Raw genomic sequence first — 19,642 nt, 5'->3', positions numbered from 1 at the left:
CTTAGGCGGGGGTGATTTGGTCGAGGGTGAGGATTGCGGCGGCTCCGAAATGTTCTCCGTCGCGGATGTATGCCCATGATTCGCCGCAGTCGGCGAGGTCATCGCCGTTTACTTCGAGGGGTGCGCCGGCGGGAACCGTTACGGTGCCGTGGTCATTGGTGAATTCGGTTTCCTCGGCGAGGTATCCGTGAAGAATCATTTTTCTTTCCTCTCTCTTGCTTACGTGTTTATTATAACCCGACTTCTCTAAAAGTGTCAAGTCCGCATTACGGAAATATTAGGTAGTGTGGTGAAGGTCTCATTAGTGTTCTAACGGGCGACTTCCGGGGGTTCAGGGCGGCGCAGGATCCCACATGGATCCCACTTCCCGGCTGTCATACGTGGCGTTGCTGGCATTCCTGGCACTAGTGGCACAACTCTGACCAGCGCGTATTCGGTTCCCGCTGGTAGGCGTTTCGTGCTGAACTTATGAGCTGGGTCAAAAACCCATTGGACGCTACTGCCTAAGGACGAGTCAACCTCTGGTTGATGACACTCTGCCGCCCCTAGTGCTCGCGACTTCTCCATAGTCGGGCACGAGGGGCGGTTTCGGGTTGCCATGTAAGATTCGCTCATAAACGGGCACGATCTCACATCTGCGAGTAGGCTCAGAACCATGGGTTACACCACGCCAAGCTATGACCTTTCTGACCTCTTTGCTCGCATTGACCGCGGGGATATCCAGCTTCCAGATTTCCAGCGTGCCTACTCCTGGGACGAAGACCGTATCCGCTCTCTCATCGTGACCGTCCTGCGCGGCTATCCGCTGGGCGCCTTCTTGGCGCTGGATACTCGCAACGAGACGATGCGTTTCCGCCCCCGCCCGCTCGCGGGCGCGCCGGATACCGGAGTGAACCCAGGCCTTCTTCTCCTGGATGGTCAGCAGCGCCTCACCTCGCTTTACCACTGCTTCCGCGGCGATGGTTACGTGGACACGACGGACTTTCGCTCCAAGAAAGTCTCCCGCAAGTTCTACGTCGATCTACGCACGGCCACGAGCGAGGACATCATGCCGGATGAGGCTGTCTTTGCGGTGAACCAGCATGGCGAGCTGAAGTCTCACTTTGCGCCAGAGATTGAGGGCTCGCTGGCAAACCGCGAGGCTGCTATTGATGCTTGCTGCATCCCCGTTTCAGCGCTGCTGAGCGAAGAAGGCACGAGCATGCTCTTCGAGTTGGCCGCTGCCGATAATGGTGTGAATCGCGATGTTGTCGCAGCCTTTAACAACCGCATTTTGCGCCCGCTTTCGGGTTATGACGTGCCCATGATTCGCCTGTCCCGTGAGACTGCCCAAGCAGGCATTGGCTCGATCTTTGCCCAAGTGAACTCCGCTGGTTTGCAGATGGACGTCTTTGACCTCCTTACCGCGGTTTTCGCGTCCGAGGATCCGGATTTCCACTTGGCGGAGCATTGGGGGGACGTCGAGAAGCAACTGCGTGCATTCCCGGCACTCGACGGTATTGGTCGCAATGAGTTCCTCTCCGCAGTGTCCCTGCTGGTCTCGGGCAAGAAAGGCACAGCTGGCGGGCAGCGCGAGGATATCCTGCAGCTTTCCCTGGCTGAGTACCGCGCTGCTTCGTCGACACTCGTCATTACCTTCCGTGAGGTTGCGGAATTCCTGGCTGAGCGTTGCATCCTCTCCCTGGACCAGGTGCCATACAACGAGCAGATTATCCCGCTCGCGGTTATCCTGGCTCGCCTCGCCGAGCGGACAGGTGTGCTCTCCACGCAGGATTCGTGGGACCGCCTCAACCAATGGTTCTGGAGCGGTGTCTTTGGTGAACTCTATGGCTCTTCGGCCGTCAAGCTGCGCGCCGCACGTGATGTTGACGAGGTCACCGCATGGGTAGCAGGGGAGACCGAGCTCGTGCCCCAAACGGTGCGCGATGCTTCCTTCCGTGAATCGCGTCTTTTATCCGTCAGCGAGAATGACGGCGTGTGGCATGGTCTTTATGCGCTGCTTATGGCGCGCGGTGCGAAGGATTGGCGCACCGGCCAGCCCTTCAACCGCCACACCTTTGAGGACCTCAAACCCGGCTTCTTCCCGATCTTCCCGCTATCGTGGTGCCGGCGTCATGGAGTAAGCGCCGTGTTGGCCAACTCTGTGCTCAACCGCACTCCGATGGGCAAACGCACCGAAGTTGTCCTCGATGGCCACTCGCCGGAGCGCTACCTTCCGCGCGTGCAGTCCAAGTCCATCATGGAAGATGCCGAGTTCGATAGCGTGCTGGCCTCCCATGAGCTGCAACCGGAGCTGCTGACATCCAAGAGTGCGTATCAGTTCTTTGCCGATCGCCGCGAACGTTTCGTGGGCATCGTAGAATATGCCTTGAATAAGGCCGTCATTCGTGACGTCGATGAAGCCAACCTGTCTGGTGGTGAGGAGGGCCCGCAGGCTTTTGCACACTAAAGCACTAGTGGTGGCGCTCGCAGTGGGATGTCTCGCTGCGAGCGCTTCTAGCTGTTCGTCCCTGGGCCGGGGCGAACAGCTTGTTACCCAGGACATTACGGCAGTGCCTGACGCTGAGATTGACCTTGCTCGTGCAAGCGAAGAGAACCGTCTGCGGCTGATTGATCCCGCCTTCGCTGATATGGTTGCCGTCCTCGACGACCCCTGGGGTTTGAAATCCGCACGGCTTTTCTTTAAAAACACCAATGCGCTTATCTTGGCTGAGAACACAGACGCCGCGGCTTTGCGTGCAGCAACGCTGAGTGTGTCCCAGCGCGTTCCCATGGTGACGTATGACGAATCCATTCGGGGCAAGATTTCGGAACTGGCGTCGGATTTGGGGGTCAAGCAAATCCTCGTGGTGGGTAATGTCCCTTGGGCTAGTCAATCGGGCCTCCAGGAGGTCATCCATGACCCAGGCAATACGAAAGCTTTAGGGGAGTACACGGCCTTTCAATTCACCTCAAAGGTCGTGAAAGATCCAAGCCGCATGGTGGATAACATTGCACATTTGGATTCCTCCGCGAAAGTTGAGCTCAAGGCGGCTTGGGAGCCTTTGCCGCAGTACATGACAAAGGAAAAGATGCCAGCGATCCCTGCTGAAGCACGGCGCGATGCACAAATGGCCCCCGTCATCGTTGCCACCGTGGACAGTCCTGTGGCTAACGTGGTGAACGCAAACGCGTACGGCGGTACGGTTATGGTCATGCCGGATCCTGATCCGTCTGCGACGAAGGTCGGGGCGGCGATGACCGCGGGGCTTGCAGATGGGCCCATCGTGGCGCTCGGGCCGGAATTCGGTTCAGTGACAGAATTCACGCATAAAATAGATCAGGGTTGGAAAGAATAAACTACACTTCACGGCATCCACTCATCAGCCTAGTGAAGGAAGTTATGTCGAAGCCGGTCGTACTTATTGCCGATAAGCTTGCAGAATCCACCGTCTCCGCATTGGGAGACACCGTAGAGGTCCGTTGGGTCGATGGCCCAAACCGCGAGGAGCTTCTCGCAGCGGTCCCGGACGCCGATGCGCTTCTCGTGCGTTCTGCCACGACCGTCGATGAAGAAGTTCTTAGTGCCGCTGGCAAGTTGAAGATCGTGGGCCGTGCCGGTGTTGGTCTGGATAACGTCGATATCCCAGCTGCCACTGAGCGCGGCGTCATGGTAGTCAATGCGCCGACGTCAAATATTCACTCCGCGTGTGAGCAGGCCATCGCTTTGCTGTTGGCTACTGCCCGCCAGGTTCCGGCCGCTGATCAGTCCCTGCGTCAGGGCGAGTGGAAGCGCTCTTCTTTCAAGGGCGTGGAAGTTTTTGGCAAGACCATTGGTATCGTCGGCTTCGGCCACATTGGCCAGTTGTTTGCCCAGCGTCTGCTGGCTTTCGAAACTACCGTCATTGCACACGATCCATACGCGAACCCGGCCCGTGCCGCCGCACTTGGTGTGGAACTGGTGAGCCTAGAGGAGCTCATGGCGCGCGCTGACTTCGTTACTATCCACCTGCCCAAGACTCCGGAAACTACCGGTATGTTTGACGCGGAGCTCCTAGCCAAGGCTAAGAAGGGGCAGATCATCATCAACGCTGCCCGCGGTGGCCTCGTGGATGAAGCAGCCCTGGCAGAGTCCATCAAGTCGGGCCATCACCGCGGTGCTGGTTTCGACGTGTATGCCACCGAGCCGTGCACGGATTCCCCGCTCTTTGAGCTCCCGCAAGTGACCGTGTCCCCGCACTTAGGTGCTTCCACCGTGGAAGCCCAAGACCGTGCTGGTACTGACGTGGCCGAGTCTGTGCTCAAAGCACTCGCTGGTGAGTTTGTGGCGGATGCCGTTAACGTGGAAGGCGGCAAGGTAGGCGAGGAGGTCGCTGGATGGCTGGACCTTACCCGCAAGCTTGGACTCGTTGCCGGCAGCCTCTTGGGCTCCGCTCCTGTGGCAGTTGAGGTGGAAGCTTGCGGCGAGCTTGCGAACGAAGACGTCTCCGCGTTGGGCCTGTCAGCGGTGCGTGGCCTGTTTTCCGGTGTGGTCACGGAATCCGTGACCTTCGTTAACGCCATGCAAATCGCGGAGAGTCGCGGCGTCGACGTGGAGGTCAAGACGAACGTCGAGTCGAAGGGCCACCGCTCGTCCGTCGTCGTAAAGATTATCGGCTCTGGCGGTGAAGTGTCACAGCTGACCGGTGCGCTCATTGGTATTGATGGCGTTGAGAAGATCGTACGCATCAACGGCCGCGGCGTGGACATGCGCGCAACGGGCCGCAACCTTTTCTTCTCTTACAAGGATGCCCCGGGCGCTCTTGGCACGGTGGGCACCAAGCTGGGAGCGGCCGGCATCAACATTGTTGCTGCGGCGCTGACCCAAGGTAAGAAGGTTGATGATGCGGTACTCATCCTCCGCGTCGAGCGCGAGGTTCCGGAAGAACTCATCGAAGAAATCAACGCTGCGCTGGGCGCTAGCTGCCGTCAAATCGACTTCGGCGCTTAAGACGTTGTCGCAACGCGCCGTTCGCGCTGTCTGCGGTACATGCGGTTGAGTGATTTCACCGTCTGGTAGCCGGTGCCGTGGTATTCTCACATGTATCCAACAGGTGAGAAAGGAATCCCGCAAAATGAAATTGGCAGTGATTGGTGGCGACGGTATCGGCCCCGAGGTAACCGCGGAGGCGCTTAAGGTTCTTCGCGCCGTGCGCGACGACATTGAGGTTACCGACTACGACCTCGGCGCTCGTCGCTATCTGCGCAATGGCGAGCTTCTCACCGAGGAGGATTTGGCCTCCTTGCGCAAGCACGATGCCATCTTGCTCGGCGCTATCGGCGCCCCTGGTGAGGTTCCGCCGGGTGTGCTGGAGCGCGGCCTTTTGCTGAAGATGCGCTTCGCTCTGGACCACCACGTGAACCTGCGCCCGTCCAAGCTTTATCCTACGGCCACCTCGCCGCTAGCGAACCCGGGCGACATCGACTTCGTCGTTGTGCGTGAGGGCACTGAGGGCCTGTACTGCGGCAACGGCGGTACCCTCCGTGAAGGCACGGAGCACGAGGTGGCCTCGGAGGTTTCTCAGAACACCCGCTTTGGTGTGGAGCGAGTTGTGCGCGACGCCTTCGATCGCGCCATGACGCGCCGCAAGCACGTCACCCTCGTGCACAAGACCAATGTTTTGGTCAATGCTGGTGGCTTGTGGCAGCGCACCGTCGATGAGGTTGCTCGGGATTACCCTGAGGTGACGGTGGACTATAACCACATTGATGCCGCCACTATCTACATGGTGACTGACCCGGCACGCTACGACGTCATTGTTACCGATAACCTCTTCGGCGATATCCTCACTGACCTCGCTGGTGCTGTCACCGGTGGCATTGGACTGGCAGCCTCGGGCAACATTGACGCCTCCGGCACCAACCCGTCCATGTTCGAACCTGTCCATGGTTCTGCTCCCGATATCGCGGGCCAGGGTATTGCCGATCCCACCGCCGCCATCCTGTCTGCGGCTATGTTGCTGCGTCATCTTGGCGATGAAGACAATGCGGCGCGTGTGGAAGAAGCAGTCGCGCAGGATGTCTCCTCCCGGGGCGATGAGCCGGTGCGCACTGTTGAGATTGGTGACCGAATCGCCTCCGCACTGGCATCCTAACCCTGTAGTCTTGGCGCATGAGCGTCGAATTAGACGAGGTAGTAAGCTTCCTCGCCCAGCACGAGCCCTTCTCCCACCTGCCGGAGGAGGAGCTCGCCGCCCTGTCCACCCAGCTCAGCAGCGTGTACTTGCGCCGAGGGGAGAGACCTGTTCATCGTGGGGAAACTAACGACAAGCTTCACATCATCCGTACGGGCGCCATCGATGTGCTCGGTGAGGGGGAGGTCTTGCTGGACCGCCGCGAGGCTGGACTGACCTTTGGGTATTCCACTCTGCAGGGCGAGCCACTCTCCGCCTATGACATGGTCGCGGTGGAGGACAGCCTCATCTTTACCCTGCCGCAGGAGGCTTTCAGCACGCTTGCCCAGCGCAATCCGGATATCGCGCGCTTCTTCTCAGCGCAGTCACGCCAGGTGCGCGCAGCAGCGCGGGAGCTTGCCGACGCCGCCCCGACCGACGTCCTCCGCACCCCTCTTGGCGAACTGACCCGTACCGATGTCCTGACGTCTTCAGCGGATACCACGATCGAGGACGCTGCCCGACTTATGACTGAGCGCGCGGTCTCCTCATTGCTGGTAACCCGCGCGGACAACCAGCTCGAGGGTATCGTTACTGACCGTGACCTGCGCTCACGCGTGCTGGCAGCCGGACTCGATCCGGCACAGCCAGTAGGGGAAATTATGACCCCGAACCCGCTCACCGTTTCCACGGAGGCGCCCGCCATGGAAGCTCTGCTCCACATGGCGGAGCGCGGCATCCATCATCTTCCGGTGGTTGATGAAGGCCGCCTTCACGGCATTGTTACCCAGTCCGATGTGACGCGGTTGCTTCACAACGATCCTGTCTATCTGGCTGCGGATCTGTCACGTCGCAGCAGCCAGCAGGAACTTACCGGTGCGTTTACTGAGGCCACACGTCTGGCAGGACGTTTCGTGGAACGAGGATCCACCCCTGCGGAGGCATCCAGCTTGGTGACCCTCGCTGCGGATGCCGTGGCGCGCCGCCTGTGCACCTTAGCTGAGGAGGAACTGGGTCCGCCGCCGGTGGAGTATGCTTTCGTGGCCGTGGGGTCTCAAGGCCGCCGCGAGATGGCTCTGGCCTCTGATCAGGATAACGCCCTCGTCCTTGCGGATGATTACGACGCTTCTGTTCACGGTGAGTACTTTGCTGCGCTGAGCACCTTTGTGTGCGAAGGCCTCGCTGACGCTGGCCAAGTCTTGTGCCCTGGTGACATGATGGCCATGACGCCCGAATGGCGCATGACGTGCTCGGAATGGACCGAGACCTTCCGCCGATGGATTCGTGACCCACAGCCGGATGCTTTGCTCAACGCACAAATCTTCTTCGACTTCCGCGTCCTCTATGGCAACGAGCGCCTTGGTCGCCTCGTCCACAATGCTGCCGTGGACATGGGTAAGGGGGCGACCCGGTTGCATGCCCACCTGGCTAGTTTGGCTGCGCGACGCGAGCCACCACTGACATTCTTCCGCGGTCTCGTCGTCGAGCGCGACGGTGATTATGCCAATACTCTCGACATCAAGAAGGGCGGTACGGCGGGCATCGTGCAGATGGGGAGGCTTTTTGCCTTGGCGTCTGGCTCGCCTGTAGTGGATACGCGGCAGCGTCTCCGTGAAGCTGCGGGTGATGCGGTGAGCCGCCAGGGAGCCCAAGAGCTTGTCGACGCCTTCGACTTTCTCCGCGCCCTATCCTTTCAGCACCAAGCCCGCCAATTGCGCGAAGGCGTTCCGCCGGACTACCACATCGATCCAAAGAGCCTCGGCCGCCTTGAGCGCGAGCGCCTGCGTGATGCTTTCCGCGCCATCAAGTCAATGCAGAATGCACTGGCCACCAAGTACCCGGTGAGGAGCATCTAGATGTGGGGGAGATGGAGCCGAACGCGACGCCGCGCTGACTGGGGAGCGCCGGCCTCCTCGACCCCAGTTGAAGATCTGGCTCTGCTTGCAGTGGATATGGAGACCACAAGTCTCGAACCCCGCACAGGCGACATCGTTTCCATCGGCTGGGTGCCGGTCAATGGCGGAATAATCGACCTCTCCGGTGCCGGGTATTTCATCGTTCGTGGCGCCCAGGTAGGGGAGGATGCCCACGTGCATATGCTGACCCAAGACATGGTGGACGGTGGCATTGAATTGGAGGAGGCGGCAACACACCTGCGGCAAGCGCTGGAGGGCCGCGCGCTCCTTGCACACTTTGCACACCTCGAAGTGGGGTTTATTGAGACGCTGTCCCAGCGGGTCTTTGGTGAGCGCCCGCAGCTGGCCGTCGTTGACACGTTTGCCTTAGAACGACGCCACATGGAGCGCATGGGAACCTACCCGCGCGGAGAAGATCTGCGCCTTGCGCGCGTGCGCCAACGCTATGGCCTGCCGCGATATGGCAGCCACAATGCGCTGAGTGATGCACTCGCCTGCGCTGAGCTGTATGTAGCCCAGCGAGGTAACACCCGCGCTGTCACACTTCGGGAGGTGGCACTGCGTTAGCTTTTCTCCCTAGACGCGAAACATTAACAGGATTTACACCATAGCCTCGATGCGGTGTGAATGATCCTCGCGAGTAGTATGTCCGTTATGCGTTTAGGACGAATTGCCCATACTGAAGGAATCTGTTTCGCCATCATTGATGGTCCAGCTGATGCCCCACTGGAGCAGCTAGTTGCCAAGGAGATCGCTGGTACACCGTTTACCCCGCCCGAGCCCACCGGCCGCGAGTGGCCTCTCAGTGAGGTTCGCCTCTTGGCTCCGACCCTGCCCACGAAGGTTGTGGCCTTGGGTCGTAACTATGCCGACCACGTGGCGGAGGTCTTCAAGGAGTCTGCGGAGCATCTGCCGCCGACCATCTTCATCAAGCCTTCCACCGCTGTCATTGGGCCGGGCGCACCAATTAAGATTCCGGAATTCGCCACCAATGTGGAGTTTGAAGGCGAGCTCGCTGTCGTGATTTCTAAGGTGTCGAAGAACATCGACCCAGAGAACTGGCGCGATCACGTCGTGGGCTACACCATCTGCAACGATGTCTCTTCCCGTGACCTGCAGTTTAAGGACGGTCAGTGGGCACGTGCCAAGGGCATTGACACCTTCTGCCCGCTCGGCCCGTGGATTGAGACGGACTTGGATTGCATCAACCTGGATGATCAGAAGATTAATGCCTACCTGACTCACGATGGCAAGCGTGAGCAGAAGCAGGATTCCAACACGGACCAGATGATCGTGAAGATGGGCGGCATCATCGCCGAAATTTCCCAGTCCTACACCTTGTTGCCGGGCGACGTCATCACGACGGGTTCGCCCGCAGGTACCGCGCCGATGGTTCCGGGCGACACGATTGAAATTGAGATTCCGGGAGTGGGCAGCCTCACTAACCCGATTACCCGCGCGTAGCGCTATAGATTGAGCGCGCGCAGGATGGTGCGCAGCTTCGCCGTGGTTTCTTGGAGTTCAGCCTCGGGATCGGAATCCACGACGATGCCGCCGCCGGCCCATGCGCGTGCCGAGAGACCATCGCCAGCGACCTCCGCGCAGCGGATGGCCACCATGTACTCGCCATCGCCGGAGCTATCGCACCATCCCACCGCGCCGGCATAGAAGCCACGGTCAGTCTCAGCGGTTTCAATCAGCGCCTGCGCGGCCTCGGTCGGCGTGCCGCAAATGGCAGGGGTGGGGTAGACAAGCTCGGCCAGCTCTAGTGCTGTGATGCTGGGATCATTGAGCGTTCCCGCGATCGGGGTACCCAGGTGCCACATCTCGTTGGTGGAGGTGAGCTGCGGTGAGCTAGGCGCATCGAGGCTCTCACACAGCGGCTGCAGGATGCGGCGTATGTGGTCGACCACAAAGGCGTGTTCGCGCAGATCCTTGGCGGAATTATGGAGGTCTTGACCGGCTACGATGTCGCGTGCGCGGTCAGCGTGACGCGGAGCAGAACCCGCGAGGGGGAAGGCCGTTACCGTCGAGCCTTGCTTCTTGATGAGCACCTCCGGGGAGGAACCCACCAGCATTGCGCCTGGGCGTCCTGCAGGGCTGAGGTCGGCGATGAATCCATCGCGGTGCGAGGACAAATCGATAAGGCGTGCCGCCACGAACAGCGGATCCACGGGGGTTAAGAACTCGATATCGACCGCGCGTGCCAGCACGACCTTATCCAGTTTGGACGCTTCAATCGTGGCGATGGCTGCTTCAATGCGGCGCAGGTGTTCTTCGGGTTCCGGATCGAATCCGGTAACGCGAGCTTCGAGCGCGCCACTACGGTAGTAGGCATGCGGCTCCAGCGGACCATCTTCGCGGATGATGCTCTCGGGCACGGTAAGTGCTGCAGCCTCTCCCTTGTGAAAAGGAAGGGCGCCGACAACCATTTCTGCCTCACCACTGCGCAGTGCGGACACAGCGGCATCTACTTCGTCAAAGGTGGCTACCGATCCTTGGGTACGCACAGACCCCGTCGCACGGGACAGGAGGAAATCTGGGGCGGTGGAGGGTCTGTGAACACACATGAGGAACAATTCTAGTTCTTTTAACTGTTCCTGCTAAAACGAGATCGGCAGCTATATTTGCGAAGCCTTGGTTGCGAAGCTAGTCACGACGACGAGGCCGGAAGAACTGCACTGCGATAAACAGCCCGATTCCCAGCAAAAGAGCAAGCGCTCCCATACCGGCGAGGAACCCCGCCCAGAAGCCCACCATCGGTGCGCCATAGCTCATAGCCTGGATGTTTTCAGCCTGTGGCATGGTATCGCTGTCTTCTGCAGCTGCGCGGTTTTGTGCCGGCTGGGAGTCGCGAGCAGTCTTCTTATCGTCGTCCTTGGGGTTGCGTTCAGAGCGGTCGCGTTGTGCGGAATCTCTCTGTGCCCTTTCTTTGTGGGCTGGTGCGTTGCGCTGTGTTTCCTGGCGCTGTGATGCTGGACGGGGAGCGGCATTGCTGTCCTGCCTCCGGACAGAATTCCCCTTATTGTCCGACTTTTCTTCCTGCGTCGCCTTGTTCTCTTGCTGCGTAGGTTCCTTGGCCTTGGAGCGCTCCGAGTCGCGAGACTCTCGGCTCCGGCGCGATTCACGCGGAGCTTTCGACTCTGACGGGGAGCCGCCGGTGAGGAAGGCATCGGCTTCCTTGAAGGTCTTGTCCATCGTCTTGTCTAACTGGGCAATAGCCTTCGACGTGTCGTTGATGTCCTTAGCCAGCTGCTGCGGGCGGCTTTTGGCGTTACCGGAACCTGAGCCCTCTGTGCTTCCTGCGGTCGAACCCCAGTCCAGCTGACAGAGCTCGGAAGAATCTGCTCCGTCGACCAGGAAGGGCACTTCGATAGAGTGCTCAGAGCCGTCATTGAGCGTGAAGGTGAAGGTTACCGCATAGGCGCCTGGCTCGGTAAAGACGATGCCGGTATGGCTGTGGAAGTGGTCAGGATAGTCCCAGCTCGCATCAGGATTCTCCGAGTCAAACAACACTGTCGGTGCACCGCCCAGCGCGTTTTGGAAACCCACCACGCGCCCACCCTCAGGCCCACTGTGCAGGGTCATCGACAGCGTTGCATCCCGTGCGGTGTCCTCGTCGATGTAACTGGTGTTGAATCCCAGCCAGGGAATGTCCGGGTCTTGAGTTTGAGGAATCTGCCATCCGCGGGAGGGAATGTCCGCGCCGGCGGAATCTTCGAAGGCTGCGTTCGATCCCACTTCGACGTAGAAATCGCCCGAGGAATAGTCACGCCCGGATTCATCGTCGCGGGCAACGAAGTCTAGATCACCGCTATTGCCTATAAGCGCCAAGTCTTGGTGCCCACGGGTAAAGGCGTGCTGCGAATCGGCATCGCACGTGGAGTTGTCTTCGGCAGAGTCAGCCGCCCAGGCCAGTGGGGAAGCAGCAACGCAGAGCGGAGTTGCGAGCGTCAAGGCCGCGGCGGTGGTGAGGGTCAATGGGCGGATGATGAAGCGGTTCATGCGGACAGGGACTCCTTAGCTTGAGGGGTTAGAGCAGTAGCGCGGCGGGAACTCAGGAAGGGAGACGCTACCCATGCCACGAGGAAGCAGGCGGTGAGCAGCAAAACGATGGTGGCTCCGGCGGGAAGGTCAATGGCCCAGGCCAGGTAGATTCCGATAAAACTGCCCAGTGAACCAATGAGCGCAGAGCTCAGCATCATCGTTCCTAGTGAGTCGCAGAGCAGCCGTGCAGTCGCTGCCGGCGTAATGAGCAATGCGAGAACGAGGATGTTGCCAATCGTTCCGACCGAAATCACTACCGCGCCCGTCACGCACAGGTAGAGCACGATATCCAGAGCGAAGACCGGCAGTCCCATGGCGCGAGCGGTCTCTTTGTCCAAGCACGTCGCGGTGAGCTGTGGGCCGAGAAGGACGATGACACCCACGATGAGCACGGTGACAACTAGTGCCGTGTAGAGGTCCGTGCGGGATACACCGGTCAGTGAGCCGAAAAGGAAGCTGGTCAGGGATGCCGTATAGCCTTCCACACGGGAGATGATCACCATGCCGAGTGCAAAGGACGCGGCAAAGAAAATGCCGATGACCGAATCTTCCCGCACTGTGCGGCGCTGTGAAAAGCATGCAATCAGTAGGGCCACCGTACAGCCAGCCACGGCACCGCCTATAAGGACAGAACCTTGGAGCACGAAGGCTATGGCCAGCCCTGGGAAGACAGCGTGGGAGACTGCGTCCCCGATAAACGCCATGCCGCGCAGCACGACATAGCATCCCACCACGCCACACACGATGGCAGCAAGGATGGAGATACCCACCGCGCGGGCTAGGAAGTCCAAGTTCGGGTTGACGAGGTCTTGGAAGAACTCGAACAGTGAAATGTCGATCATGCTGCCACCCCAATCGCGGACAACAGCGGCGACGAGGTCGACACACCGAAGGTATCGCTCCAGGGCTGTGGACGCAGGCGAAGTTCCTCCGCGGGACCGTCGGCCACAATGCCCCGGTTAAAGAGCACAAGGCGTGAGCAGGAGTGGGCCGCCTCAGAGAGATTGTGCGTAGACATGACCACGCTGGTGCCCTGCGCGGTGAGCTCGTCAAAGAGGTACAACAGCTCTTCGGTGTTGGGGGCGTCGAGGCCGGTAAAAGGTTCGTCGAGAAGCAGCACGTCCGGTTCGGTGGCCAGGGCACGCGCGATGAGGACGCGCTGGCGCTGGCCGCCGGAAAGCTGCGCGATGGGGCGGCGTGCTAAATCTTGTAGGTTGGTGAGTTCAATCGCGCGGCGCGCTGCCTCCTTGTCCGCACGGCGGGGTCGGCGCAGCCACCCCACGAGCCCCGTGCGGCCGCTGAGCACGGCTTTAGCCACGGTAATGGGAAAGTCCCACTCCACGTCATGGCGTTGGGGCACGTAGCCCAGCGAGGTGGTGACGTCAATCGTGCCAGTAGAAGGGATAAGGCCCAAGACAGCGCGCAACAGTGTGGTCTTACCGGCGCCATTGGGGCCCAGCAGCCCGATAAACTCACCTGGGTTCACGGTCAGGCAGGCATCGTCGATAACGCGGCGGCCCGCCAGAGTGACGCTTAAGTCTTCTACGGAAATGAGGGGACTAGTCACGTCGGCCACCCTTCGTGCGTGCGGCGGCGATGAGAGCAGCTACGAGCACAAGCACACCAAGGCCGGCAAGGGCCCATACCCACACTGGGACGGCACCGGGGGAGGAAGATTCGTTCGCATTCATGGCCGCAGCAGAGTCATCCCACTCGGTGGCCTGTGCTTCAGCCACGTCGGTGTCGTTGCCCACCGCGAACGTCAATGTGGCCTCCGCCGAGACCTCAGAACCAGCGCTATCACCAGAGCCCTCGCCCGTCATGCGTACTCGCACTTGGTGGATACCGGACTCGGTGAATACCCAGTTGGCGTGGGTATGCGTGCCCAAGTCCACCCAGAACCCTTCGGTAGCGGCGTCGGCGGTGGACCACAGCAGCTGCGGTGGTTCAAAGCCGCCATTTTGTAGGAAGAGGGAGAAATCACCTGGCCCTTGGTGTCCGATGAACTCCATGGTGAGGCCTCGGTCAACGTTCTCGTTGAGCGACGGCGCTTGCGTATTCCACCCCAGCCACGGAACGTCGGCTTGTTCGGTCTGGGGAACTACCCAGACGTGAGAACCTGGGTCTGCGCCAACAAAGGAAAAGGCCTCGTCCTCCGGCAGAGTAAGTTGGGCATCGTCGCTGACATCAAAGACAACGTCATCGAGTTCGCGCCAGACTGGCTTCTCGGCCGAATCATCGCGGGCTAGAAAGTTCGCCTGCCCGTCAATGACCTGCAGACCTAGATCCACGTGGCCGTGGTCGATAGTGGTCTCGGTACCGGGTGCAGCGACGTCTTCGTCGGCGCTGACAACCTGCGCCAGATCTCCAGCCCAGGCGGCGGATGGGGCAATCGCTAGGCATGCAGCGGTTAGCGTTGCTGCCAGCGCTGTCATGAGACGCGGGGCATAGCGTGAACGGGTAACGGTAATGGTCATTTCTTATTTCCTTTATGAGAGACAGCGGTTGAGTGACTCGGCGTTAAATCGCATGAGGTCGAGGTAAGTGGGGACAGCGTCATCGAGAGTGTCGCCGTAAATGGGGCACACCGCAATCCCTAGGGAGTGCGCGGCTTCTCTGATGACATCGGCGCTGGCCTGTTGCGTGGGCTCGATGAAGACAGCGGGCAGCTGTAGGTTCTCCAAGGTTCGGCGCAAGGCAATGACGTCGCGCGGTGAAGGCTCGATGGCGGGGTTCGGGGTGACAAATCCGGCGATGTCAATGCCATAGCCTTGCTCGAGGTAGGCGTAGCCGTGGTGTGGGGTCACCAAGTGACGGCGGCGCTCAGGAATAGCAGTCAGAAGGTCACGGACATAAGAGTCCGTCTCTCGCAGCTTCTCGGCATATTCTTGGGCCCGGGCGCGGTAGTCGGCGCCATGCGAAGGATCCGCCAGGGCGAGTTGGTCGGCGATGACCTCGGCATAGGCAATGACATTTTTGGCGTTGTGCCACAGGTGTGGGTCGACTTCACCATGAATGTGTTTGCCCAGCACTGCTTGGGGGAGCAGGTAGGTCTCGCCGCCGGGCCGACCGAGGAAGCGGTAGGAGGGATCCGGGGGAATTTCTTGCAAGGTCGAGGACGGGACACTGAGTGCTGTGGTGGCGGGGTCAAAGCGTTCACCCTGATCTTCAAGGCCCAGCTTGCCTGTGCCCAAGTCCGCGGTGATGTCGACGTGGCCCTCACTCAGTGAGTGCATCCCCTCCGGTGGCGTAACGCCAACGGCGACCGTGATGACTTGTGATGCCGAGTCCGTTGCGCCGAAGGTCAGGCGGTAAATGCCGGGCTTGCTAAATGCCCATGAGACATGGGTATGAGCGTTGGCCGGCAGCGTGGTGGAATCCTCGCGCTCGCTGACACCATCGGCCGTGTTGAATAACGCTTCTGGGGTACCGAAAGTGGAGACCACGTAGGCGGCCACATCACCGGGACCTGTGGCGTCGAGGAGCTGCATTGTGACACTGTTGCGCCCGGCAGGTGCGTTGCGCACGCGCAGACCCAGCCAGATGGCATCCAGTGCCACATTTTCCACCAGCGGCACGAGCGTGGCGCCGCGCGTCGACGCTTGGTCCGCTACCTCCGTCACGGGAACGTCGGAGGATTCGTTCATGGATTTCATGAGGTTCTGCGGCTCCAGGAGCAGGCCGTTGGACAGCAAAACATCGGCGGTGGCGATATCCCTGACGGTGCGCAGGCTCGGCTCGAAGGTGTGTGGGTCCTTGCCTGCAGGAATCAGCGTGGTCACCTGGGCGTCGGGTCCGGCGATGTGCTTGGCGACGTCCCCCAGAATCGGCGTCGTCGCCACCACCTTCATGCCCCCATCGGAAGCATTATCGCCGGCAGCGGTGCTCGCGCAGCTGGTAAGTACTGCTGCCACTGTGGTTAGCGTGATGAGCAGAGCTCCGCGGCGCGCTGCTCGTAGAGTTGCCAAGGGCATCAGTCGCGGCCCCTCGCCAAGGCTAGACGTGCTACAGCCAGGCCGAGAACCAGCATTCCGAGGCCCAGGATTCCGATACCCCACGGCAGGAGGCTCTGTCCGCTGTCGTAGTAGCCAGTGGCGGCCACGGTGTCGACATTCTCAGCAGAAGGACTCGTGTCTGCAGTGCGCTCAGCTCTGCGCTCCTTGCGATCCTTTCGATCAGTGCGCTCTTTCCGGTTCGACCTGTCTTTGTCTTCCTTAGGCTTATGAGTGCCTTTGGCACTCGCTGCTGCAGGACCAGTGGCCACGCCGGGGGCGCTGCCAGAACTCACGTGGGATTCGCCACCGGCATCAGAAGGGGACTGGGGGTTGGGGGAGGCGTCGCCAAGCACAGCGTCGTCACGGTCACCAGTGTCATCAGTGTCACCGGTGTCGTCAGTACTGTGCTCAGCGTCATCCGCATCCTGCGGTGCCATCTCGCCGTCACCGACGTCCCACGTGTAGGTCACCTGGTTGCTGGCATCGCCATTAGACACTGCCTGAACCGTCATGGTGTAGATACCAGGATCCGTAAACGCCCAGTTGACGTGGCGGTGCGCCGGGTAAGCCTGGTTGATGACATCACCGCTGACTAGGTCCAGTGCGCCTTCCTCCGTAACCGGCTGAATGTCGCCGAAGCCAGCGGTTTCGAAGACGAAGATATCTCCAGGTCCGGTGACCTCAACGAACTCGAGGTCAACTTCCTTGTACCCTGCGGACTGCGCTGGCTGGGTATCCCATCCCGGCCACAGAAGCGAGCTGTCCTGGGTCTGCGGCAGGTAGTAGGTGGGAATTTCGATGCCGTCGATACGCTCAGTGGCGTCGTTCCATGCTTCCTCGGTGACCTTGAGGGTGACATCGTTGCCGGGGTGGACAACACCACTGCCGGTGATGTCCTCCTTTAAGGACAACGTGAGTTCGCCATCCGGGGCGGTGACGTAGAAAGCATCGACGTGGCCGGAATCGAAAACCTCGCCGTCAGCATGGGCCGCGGGCACCGGGACGCCCATGAGCACGAGGGCTAGAGAAGCCGTCGTCGCCATGGAGGCGGCAGCTGTGCGGTGAGAGATAAAGCTCACTGTGAAACTCCTTTTCTAGCGGCCAAAGAGGCCATTTAGGCGGGCCGAGATGTCTTGGCGGTGGTCGTTATAGAAGTTGAGGAAGCCCTGGAACACGATGGCCAGGACGACGGGAAGCACAAGGCCCCACAGTCCCTGGAGCTTCGGCTTCGAAGACTTCAAATCTTTTGAGGAAGCGTCAGGCTTGCTCGAGTTTTCTGGCTTCGTGCCGTCACTTGTGGAGCCGCCTTGGCCCTTGGAACCGCCCTCGTCTTTGGAGCCGTCCTCGCCCTTCGCGCTCACACAGTCCTTAATCGCGGCGTCGCCAGCGGCCACGGTGAGCGCCTGGGGTGCAGATGTGATGTCCTTGCCGTCCTTCGTGGTGGCGGTGTAGGTGATCTCGAGCTTGTAGATGCCCGGCTTGGTGAACGCCCAGTTGGTGTGCGTATGAGAAGCGAAGGTGGTCTCAATGGAATAGTCACCTTCGGCGGAATTCACCAGTGGGGTAAAGGACTTGCCAAGGCCCTCGGTAGTAAAGAGACCAACATTGCCACCTTCCGGCATGTCGGTGGGCTTGATGTTGAGCGTCACAGTGCCGTCTTTGTAATCGTCATAATTCAGGCTCTGGGTGTTGTAGCCAGGCCAGATGATGCCTTGCTCTTGAGTCTGCGGCAGCAGGTAGAACTTGTCCTCGCCCAAGTAATCAAACTCCTTGCCCTTGAGAACCTCTGGGCGCGCACGCAAAGCGTTGTCGTGGATGGCAAGGACGACGTCATCGAGCGGGCGCTCAACGGTCTTCTTGTCCACAATGGCGGTTTCATCCTTGAGACGCGCGGCGAAGGAGTCGCCGTCACGGGCTGCTGTGATGTCGACGTGGCCGTGGTCCAGAATCTTCTTGTTTGCGCAGACTCCGCTGCGGGGGCTGGAACCAGGTGTGGCATTTCCCTTGTCACCCGGTGTCGTTTCCGGAGCGGTGGATTCCTTGCCGAGTTCACCGGTAGCTTCGTAGTTTTGACCGAAGTCAAACGAATCCGTCAGGGTAACGGAGCCGGAATTCTGCGTCACCGTCGGGTGCGGGAGGATATCGAGCCGAACCTTGTTGCCGTTGAAGTTCTTGTCGGCGCCAACGACAAACTCGGCGCGGCCGCCCGTGATGACACCGTCGAAAGGAATGTCGGCGTAGTCGCTGTCCCCGCTGAAGAATCCTCCGTGGACATAACCGTCGAGCTTCTTATCGGCAGCCTCAACGATGATGCGCGTAGCATCATCACCTTCAGGAACAGCGCGAGCGGTGATACTCGGATCTGACACGGAGATTTCCTCACCGGAGGAAAGCTCGCGAGGGTTGGAGGTCTCAGTCCAAGAATCGGCGGATTTCTTGGATGATGTGCTGAGCTTCGCGCCCTCGGCGTAGTCGAGCTCCTCAGATACCCAGCGAGGTGAGTCGTCCTCCGGGGTGTAGACGGCTTGGATCTTTGAGGCCTCGGGGCCGAGGAACTCATCAAAGTGAGCTTTGCCGTCAGTGACGGGGAGGTCGGTGAGGAAGTAGCCGTCGATAAGCAGTGTCAGGGTACCGTTCGTGCCGCCGGAGAAGTCGATGGAGGAGAGGTTCTCATCGCCATCCTTCTCCTTGTCCTTCTTCGGAGCGATGGTGAGCTGGTAATCCTTGGCGGAGGCGTCACCGCTCGATGCCGCGTCAAAGCGCTCGCGCAAAGACGGCGTGGCTTCTTTGAGCGGGCGTTCGCCGCCGACCTGGATAGACGTGGTGACCGGCTCGGAGGCAATGAGCTTGCCATTCTTGTCTCGGGCGGTGGTTCGGTAGGTGAGCTCGTAGCGGCCGGGCTTGGAAAAGACCGTGTAATTGTGAGTGTGCGTGCCGCTGGTCAGCCATGCGGAATGCGGGGCACCTTCAGTGGTGCCAAAGAAGCGCTGCAGGCCGCCAGGGCCGGGGTAGTAGCCAAACATTTCGACCTCGCCTGGGCCATCGACGCTGAGAAGGTCGAGAGAGGCGATATTGTCGCGGAAGTCGTCGACGGGCAGCTCAGTGTCCGCACCGAAACCCATCCAGACCGGATCGAGGGTGCCGTTCACGCTAGCGGGGGCCATGTAGTAGGTCTTTCCAGCCTGACCTGTGAAGGAAAGGGCAGGATCCTCGGGGACAGTGAACTGGTATTGGTTCTTGCCGTTTTGGCCCCAGCCTTTGCCTACCCATGCCACAGTCTCGTCGAGTGCATGATCAGCATCCGTCGAGTGAGACTTTAAAGTGAGGGAATTGTTCTCCCAGAACGACTTCGGTGAGTCGATGTGGGTTTGTGTGGCCACGTGCTTGCCGTCGTCAGGGCCAGCGAGCGCAGGTGCGGGGGAGGCAAGGAGGGTGGCGCAGGTAAGAAGCGCCACAGTGCGGAGTCGTGCCACGGTGGAGTGAAACCTTTCTTGAGTTCTAGTGGGAGATTTTCACTATAAGTAATGATTATCATTCTCTATAGTGTTGTTGG

Annotated in this window: 16 protein-coding genes; 7 read left to right on the top strand and 9 right to left on the bottom strand. The window is 60.1% G+C overall.

What is annotated here, in order from left to right; translation table 11 throughout:
• Window position 1: 1 nt before the first annotated feature.
• Window positions 2–199, bottom strand: a complete 198-nt coding sequence (locus tag I6J72_RS05365; RefSeq protein ID WP_204100177.1) for a hypothetical protein — start codon at window positions 197–199, stop codon at window positions 2–4.
• A 456-nt stretch (window positions 200–655) separates the two neighbouring features.
• On the opposite strand from I6J72_RS05365, the gene I6J72_RS05360 reads away from it, so the two are divergent.
• The 7 genes from I6J72_RS05360 to I6J72_RS05330 all read left to right on the top strand — a co-directional run bounded on the left by I6J72_RS05360 (window position 656) and on the right by I6J72_RS05330 (window position 9,511).
• Window positions 656–2,449, top strand: coding sequence for a DUF262 domain-containing protein (locus I6J72_RS05360; protein WP_204100176.1), 1,794 nt, complete (start codon window positions 656–658; stop codon window positions 2,447–2,449).
• Between the two features lie 103 nt (window positions 2,450–2,552).
• Window positions 2,553–3,338 (top strand): hypothetical protein, encoded by a 786-nt coding sequence (locus I6J72_RS05355; RefSeq protein WP_239107511.1) that lies wholly within the window; start codon window positions 2,553–2,555, stop codon window positions 3,336–3,338.
• 44 nt (window positions 3,339–3,382) lie between these two features.
• Window positions 3,383–4,969: a phosphoglycerate dehydrogenase gene (gene serA / locus I6J72_RS05350; RefSeq protein ID WP_204100175.1), complete on the top strand. Its 1,587-nt coding sequence runs from the start codon at window positions 3,383–3,385 to the stop codon at window positions 4,967–4,969.
• A 124-nt stretch (window positions 4,970–5,093) separates the two neighbouring features.
• Complete coding sequence (locus I6J72_RS05345) at window positions 5,094–6,113, top strand: 3-isopropylmalate dehydrogenase (protein ID WP_204100174.1); 1,020 nt, start codon at window positions 5,094–5,096, stop codon at window positions 6,111–6,113.
• 17 nt (window positions 6,114–6,130) lie between these two features.
• Window positions 6,131–7,987, top strand: coding sequence for a DUF294 nucleotidyltransferase-like domain-containing protein (locus I6J72_RS05340; RefSeq protein WP_204100173.1), 1,857 nt, complete (start codon window positions 6,131–6,133; stop codon window positions 7,985–7,987).
• Complete coding sequence (locus tag I6J72_RS05335; RefSeq protein WP_204100172.1) at window positions 7,988–8,614, top strand: exonuclease domain-containing protein; 627 nt, start codon at window positions 7,988–7,990, stop codon at window positions 8,612–8,614.
• A gap of 87 nt (window positions 8,615–8,701) precedes the next feature.
• Window positions 8,702–9,511, top strand: a complete 810-nt coding sequence (locus tag I6J72_RS05330) for a fumarylacetoacetate hydrolase family protein (RefSeq protein ID WP_204100171.1) — start codon at window positions 8,702–8,704, stop codon at window positions 9,509–9,511.
• Between the two features lie 2 nt (window positions 9,512–9,513).
• Here I6J72_RS05330 and I6J72_RS05325 read toward each other — a convergent pair whose 3' ends face one another.
• From I6J72_RS05325 to I6J72_RS05290, 8 genes are all read right to left on the bottom strand, one after another.
• Window positions 9,514–10,617: an isochorismate synthase MenF gene (locus tag I6J72_RS05325; RefSeq protein WP_070671043.1), complete on the bottom strand. Its 1,104-nt coding sequence runs from the start codon at window positions 10,615–10,617 to the stop codon at window positions 9,514–9,516.
• Window positions 10,618–10,696: 79 nt separating this feature from the next.
• On the bottom strand, window positions 10,697–12,052 hold the full coding sequence (locus I6J72_RS05320; protein ID WP_204100170.1) for a choice-of-anchor M domain-containing protein: 1,356 nt from the start codon (window positions 12,050–12,052) through the stop codon (window positions 10,697–10,699).
• Entirely contained in the window at window positions 12,049–12,936 is an 888-nt protein-coding gene (locus I6J72_RS05315) for an anchored repeat-type ABC transporter permease subunit (RefSeq protein WP_204100169.1), read from the bottom strand. Before I6J72_RS05315 ends, I6J72_RS05320 begins: the two co-directional genes overlap by 4 nt.
• The gene (locus I6J72_RS05310) at window positions 12,933–13,661 is read right to left on the bottom strand and encodes an anchored repeat-type ABC transporter ATP-binding subunit (protein ID WP_204100168.1); all 729 of its coding nucleotides are present in this window, start codon (window positions 13,659–13,661) and stop codon (window positions 12,933–12,935) included. Before I6J72_RS05310 ends, I6J72_RS05315 begins: the two co-directional genes overlap by 4 nt.
• Window positions 13,654–14,571 (bottom strand): choice-of-anchor M domain-containing protein, encoded by a 918-nt coding sequence (locus tag I6J72_RS05305; protein WP_204100167.1) that lies wholly within the window; start codon window positions 14,569–14,571, stop codon window positions 13,654–13,656. Before I6J72_RS05305 ends, I6J72_RS05310 begins: the two co-directional genes overlap by 8 nt.
• 12 nt (window positions 14,572–14,583) lie before the next feature.
• Window positions 14,584–16,068 carry an anchored repeat ABC transporter, substrate-binding protein gene (locus I6J72_RS05300; RefSeq protein ID WP_204100166.1) on the bottom strand — a complete coding sequence of 495 codons (1,485 nt, stop codon included), beginning with the start codon at window positions 16,066–16,068 and terminating at the stop codon, window positions 14,584–14,586.
• Window positions 16,068–17,168, bottom strand: coding sequence for a choice-of-anchor M domain-containing protein (locus I6J72_RS05295; RefSeq protein ID WP_239107510.1), 1,101 nt, complete (start codon window positions 17,166–17,168; stop codon window positions 16,068–16,070). The genes I6J72_RS05300 and I6J72_RS05295 overlap by 1 nt, the downstream gene beginning before the upstream one ends.
• Window positions 17,169–17,183: 15 nt before the next feature.
• Window positions 17,184–19,562 (bottom strand): choice-of-anchor M domain-containing protein, encoded by a 2,379-nt coding sequence (locus I6J72_RS05290; protein ID WP_204100165.1) that lies wholly within the window; start codon window positions 19,560–19,562, stop codon window positions 17,184–17,186.
• Between the last annotated feature and the right edge of the window lie 80 nt (window positions 19,563–19,642).

The organism is Corynebacterium sp. FDAARGOS 1242, from assembly GCF_016889985.1.
In the GTDB taxonomy this organism is placed as follows: Bacteria; Actinomycetota; Actinomycetes; order Mycobacteriales; family Mycobacteriaceae; genus Corynebacterium; species Corynebacterium minutissimum_B.
This window is presented reverse-complemented; position numbering and strand designations above follow the sequence as displayed.